The following is a 4,104-nucleotide window of genomic DNA, read 5'->3' on the forward strand; positions in this document are numbered from 1 at the left end:
CAAAAAATGTGGCACAAGAAAATCCATCACACACTATCGAGTTCTCAAAGAACACACACCCACCAACACCACCAACCAGGCAAAACCATAGCCGGCGAACTTCAGTGAATTGAGGTCCGTCACCCGCCTCGGGGCAACTGCTCCAGCCTATCAGAGTCAAAACTCTGAGGCAAACTCCTGCGCTGTCCTGAACTTCGAGGCAGTACCGGAATCGGCTGGCGTCTTCGCGGCGAGCCGCTCTGACTCGAACTAAGTTACGCACGTGTCGGCCGGTAATCAAATCGCCAGGTCATCGCATATCCGGCATGGAGCGCTCACGGATCGAGACGTATCCGACCTGCGGGTTCATGTCCGCCGCCCACCGGTTGCGCTTCAGGATTCCACGCGATCGGAAACAGTGACGGTGGCCACTACTGGAGCGGGTCGCTCGCCGACCGATCAGAGTGGGAGCGCGAGACCCGGTCAGTGCGCGACGTCGATGACCAGACGCGTCGGACCGGACAGGACACTAATGTCGACGGCGGGGCGGTCGGCGGTCAGGCCGATGAAGGTGTCCGACTGGCCCTCGAACCAGCCGGCGTCGCTCACCTCGGTGATCACACCGGTGCCGGGGACCGGGTTGGGGCCGGTGTACGACGGGTGCGGCGATTCGGTGGGCATCTGCAGCCCGCTGATGAACACCGCCAGCACACTATGGCCCGGCACGTCTATCGGGAATCCGCTGCCCGGCTGCGCCGGATCGTCGGTGTAGTCGGCGTGCCAGCCCGGCGTCCCGGAGCCGGCGAACTCGAAGACCACCCGATCGAAGCCGTCGTGGCTCCCCACCCGGATGTCGGTGATCGTCAGCTGCGCGCCGTCGGACGGGTTCCGGGTCACCGGCACGGTGCCGGTGATCGTCGTCGGTGCGGCGGTGGTGGTCGTCGTGGGGCTCGCGGTCCCCGCATCGGTCTCCGTCACGACGGTCGTCACGGTCGTTCCAGCAGCCGTCGTGTTTGAGCGGCCTGCGGAGTCATCACTACTGCAGCCGGCCACCGCCAGGGCCGCGCACGCGCCCGCGACCAGTAGAAACCGCTTGGTTCTCATACCTCCTGTGTACCCCTCCGAGCCGCTTCCGGGGCGGGCTCGGCGGAGTCGCCCGACAGGATGGAGATAGGTAACCCTATTAAAATGAGTGCACTTCTGCTTATTGTGGATGCCATGACGACCACCGAAACGTCGAGTCCGGCGTCCGACTCCTTTGAGCTCTACCTCGAGCTCGCGGGCGAGCCCACGGAGGCCGTCTACGAACGTTTCTTCGCCATGCATCCCGACGCCAAGGCCGAGTTCGGCGGCGACGAGTTCCTCGAGAAGCGCATGATGGCGGGCCTGCTGCAGATGCTCGTCGACCTGTCCGACCACCGGGTCGAGCCGAGCGAGTGCGACTACTGGGTGTGGGACCACATCGCCTACGAGGTGGACGAGGCGATGGCCTTCGACATGTTCGACTGCGTGGTCGCCACTCTCCGCGACGGCCTCGGCGACCGGTGGACCCCCGCGATGACCGACTCCTGGGCCGGCCTACTCGGCCGGCTGCGGCCGGTCCTCGGTCCGACCTTCACCCAGGCCGGCGCCTGAGCGCTCCGGGCGCTCAAGCACCACCGCTGGACTCAGCACCACACCTGTACTCAGCCGAGGTGCGCCTGCACCTCGGCACTCGACTTGTCGAGCCGCTCCAGCCGGCCCTCGGTCATCGACGCGATCTGATCGACGACGACCCGCACGCGCGCCGCATCGTCGTCGGCCGCCTGCCAGCGGGTGACGAAGAACGGGTCGAGTCCACCGGGCGCGGTGTTCATCAGCAGCGTGCCGACACGATGGATGCGTTCGCGCTGCCGGTCCTGATTCGCCCGATGGCGCTTGTCGGAGAAGATGAATCGCAGCGCCGTGGTCTTGAGCACGGCGACTTCGGCGGCGATATGCGGCGGCACCGCCAGGTCAGCGTCGTAGCGGCGCAGCGGCTGATCGCCGGACTCGAGCCGGGTCGCGGTGATGGCTGCCGAGGCGAACCGCCCGATCAGCTCAGAGGTCAACTGCTTCAACCGGACTCCCGCATCGAGGGAGCCGTCGAAGGTGGTGTTCAGCGAGGCGAAGATCTCCATCTCGGACAGCCGCTGGGCGGCGTCGATGAGCGCATCGGGATCCAGGCCGTCGAAGTACTTCACGCCGAGCTCGGCCAGCTCGGACTGGTCGTCACGAGAGCCCAACTGGCGCAGGTCGATTCGGCCGCCGATGACACCGTCTTCCAGGTCGTGCACGGAGTAGGCGACGTCGTCGGACCAGTCCATCGCCTGCGCTTCCAGGCAGCGGCGACCCTCCGGTGCGCCACGGCGCACCCACTCCAGGGCCGGCTCGTCCTCGACGTAAGCGCCGTACTTGGTGCCGGGCGCCTTCCGACTCCACGGGTACTTCAGCGTCGCGTCCAACGACGCACGCGTGAGGTTCAATCCTGCCGATTCCCCTTCGGCGGTAAGGATTTTCGGCTCGAGGGAGGTGAGGATCCGCAGGTTCTGCGCGTTCCCCTCGAAGCCGCCCTGATCGTGCGAGAACTCCTCGAGCGCCCGCTCCCCGTTGTGCCCGTACGGCGGATGCCCGATGTCGTGGGCCAGCCCCGCCAGCTCCACCAGATCCGGATCACAGCCGAGCCCGACGGCGATGCCCCGGCCGATCTGCCCCACCTCCAGGGAGTGGGTCAACCGGGTACGCGGGGTATCGCCCTCGCGTGGCCCGACCACCTGGGTCTTGTCCGCGAGGCGGCGCAGCGCTGCCGAATGCAGCACTCGCGCACGGTCCCGGGCGAAGTCACTGCGATGATCGGTCGCCGGCTGCGCGATGGCCGCCTTCTTGGGTGCTTCGAGCATCACCCGCTCCACATCGTGGGCGTCGTAGGCGGCCACCGGCGGGCCGGCGAACCGATCGTCGAAGGTGTTGTCAGACAATCGCTTTCCTGAGTCCTAAGAGCTCAAGCAGCGTCAGTCGTTGGTCCAGCCGCGGGACGACGCGAGGTCCATCAGCCGCGACCGGATCGAGGTGATCTGCCGCGCGGTGAGATCCGGGGCGGAGTCCAGCAGCAGCTCGGTGAACTCGTTGAACAGCGGGCCGCCGCCGCGGTGCTGACGACGCGGGCCGCGGTCGCGGTCGAAGCCACGATCGCCACGATCACCGCGATCGCGACGGTCACCACGATCGTGCCGGTCGCCGCGTTCGTGCCGGTCACGGCTGCGGAAGTCGTCACGGCGCTGGGCGCGCTCGGCGGCCGGGTCGCCGCCTTCGGGGGCTTCCTGGGTCACCTTGACGTTGGTGGCCTTGGACCCGCGATCGGTGTCCTCGACGTCGAACTCGACGACGGCACCCGGACGCAGCAGGTTCTCGTCGATGTCGATGTCGTTGATGTGCAGGAAGACGTCGTCGCCGCCCTCCTCGGGCGAGAGGAAACCAAAGCCACGATTCGGGTCGTAATGCACGACCTTGCCGCTGACACCCATCACTCAACTCACTCTCCGCGGCGCCGTCGAAAACCGGACCCCTTGCCCGTGCAGCGCATCGCTGGATACCACTATGCACTATCGAACGCCAGGTCTTGGGGTGAATCACCTGGTCCGGCGACTATCCGCCGAGCAACCGACAATGTCTGGTCGAACGTGACGGGGGTCCCAGGGGATAGAGCGTCGTCCCCACGCCGACCGCGTCGCTCCGCGATCTGATCTCGATACAAATCGCTCCTTCGTCGCGATTCACTCGATCACCGAAATGGTCGCGATCGATCGAGCACTGAAGTAGACGTGATCACGCGAGCACCGAGATAGACGCGATCGATCGAGCACCGAAATAGACGCCGCGAAGCGTCCAGCGATCACGCCCGCCGCTCGGCGCGGCCGTCGACGATCTGCTGGGCTTCGCGTTTGCCGACGACTTTCGCCAGGTCAACCCGGTCGATCTGGTCGATGGTCAGCAGCGTCTCCGGCCGGGAGAGGCGGCGGGCGTCGTCGGCGGACGGCTCCGGCACCAGGACTGCGGCGTCGCAGAAGTCCCAGCCGTCGATGCTGTCGTGCACCCACTGCCGCTCGG

Annotated in this window: 4 protein-coding genes and 1 pseudogene; 1 reads left to right on the forward strand and 4 read right to left on the reverse strand. The window is 66.5% G+C overall.

The window, feature by feature from the left end:
- Positions 1-462: 462 nt before the first annotated feature.
- Positions 463-969 (reverse strand): hypothetical protein, encoded by a 507-nt coding sequence (locus tag GX543_RS03300; protein ID WP_290849771.1) that lies wholly within the window; start codon positions 967-969, stop codon positions 463-465.
- A 228-nt stretch (positions 970-1,197) separates the two neighbouring features.
- Here GX543_RS03300 and GX543_RS03305 point away from each other — a divergent pair, with 228 nt between their 5' ends.
- Entirely contained in the window at positions 1,198-1,614 is a 417-nt protein-coding gene (locus tag GX543_RS03305) for a globin (protein ID WP_290849772.1), read from the forward strand.
- Positions 1,615-1,664: 50 nt separating this feature from the next.
- Here the strand turns inward: GX543_RS03305 and GX543_RS03310 are convergent, their stop codons facing one another.
- From GX543_RS03310 to GX543_RS03320, 3 genes and pseudogenes are all read right to left on the reverse strand, one after another.
- Positions 1,665-2,975 carry a deoxyguanosinetriphosphate triphosphohydrolase gene (locus GX543_RS03310; RefSeq protein ID WP_290849773.1) on the reverse strand — a complete coding sequence of 437 codons (1,311 nt, stop codon included), beginning with the start codon at positions 2,973-2,975 and terminating at the stop codon, positions 1,665-1,667.
- A gap of 33 nt (positions 2,976-3,008) precedes the next feature.
- Positions 3,009-3,521, reverse strand: a complete 513-nt coding sequence (locus tag GX543_RS03315) for a cold-shock protein (protein ID WP_290849774.1) — start codon at positions 3,519-3,521, stop codon at positions 3,009-3,011.
- A 368-nt stretch (positions 3,522-3,889) separates the two neighbouring features.
- Positions 3,890-4,104 (reverse strand): annotated as a pseudogene (locus GX543_RS03320) (hypothetical protein); the annotation flags it as partial.

This window comes from Gordonia sp. (in: high G+C Gram-positive bacteria) (assembly GCF_012515855.1).
GTDB lineage: Bacteria > Actinomycetota > Actinomycetes > Mycobacteriales > Mycobacteriaceae > Gordonia.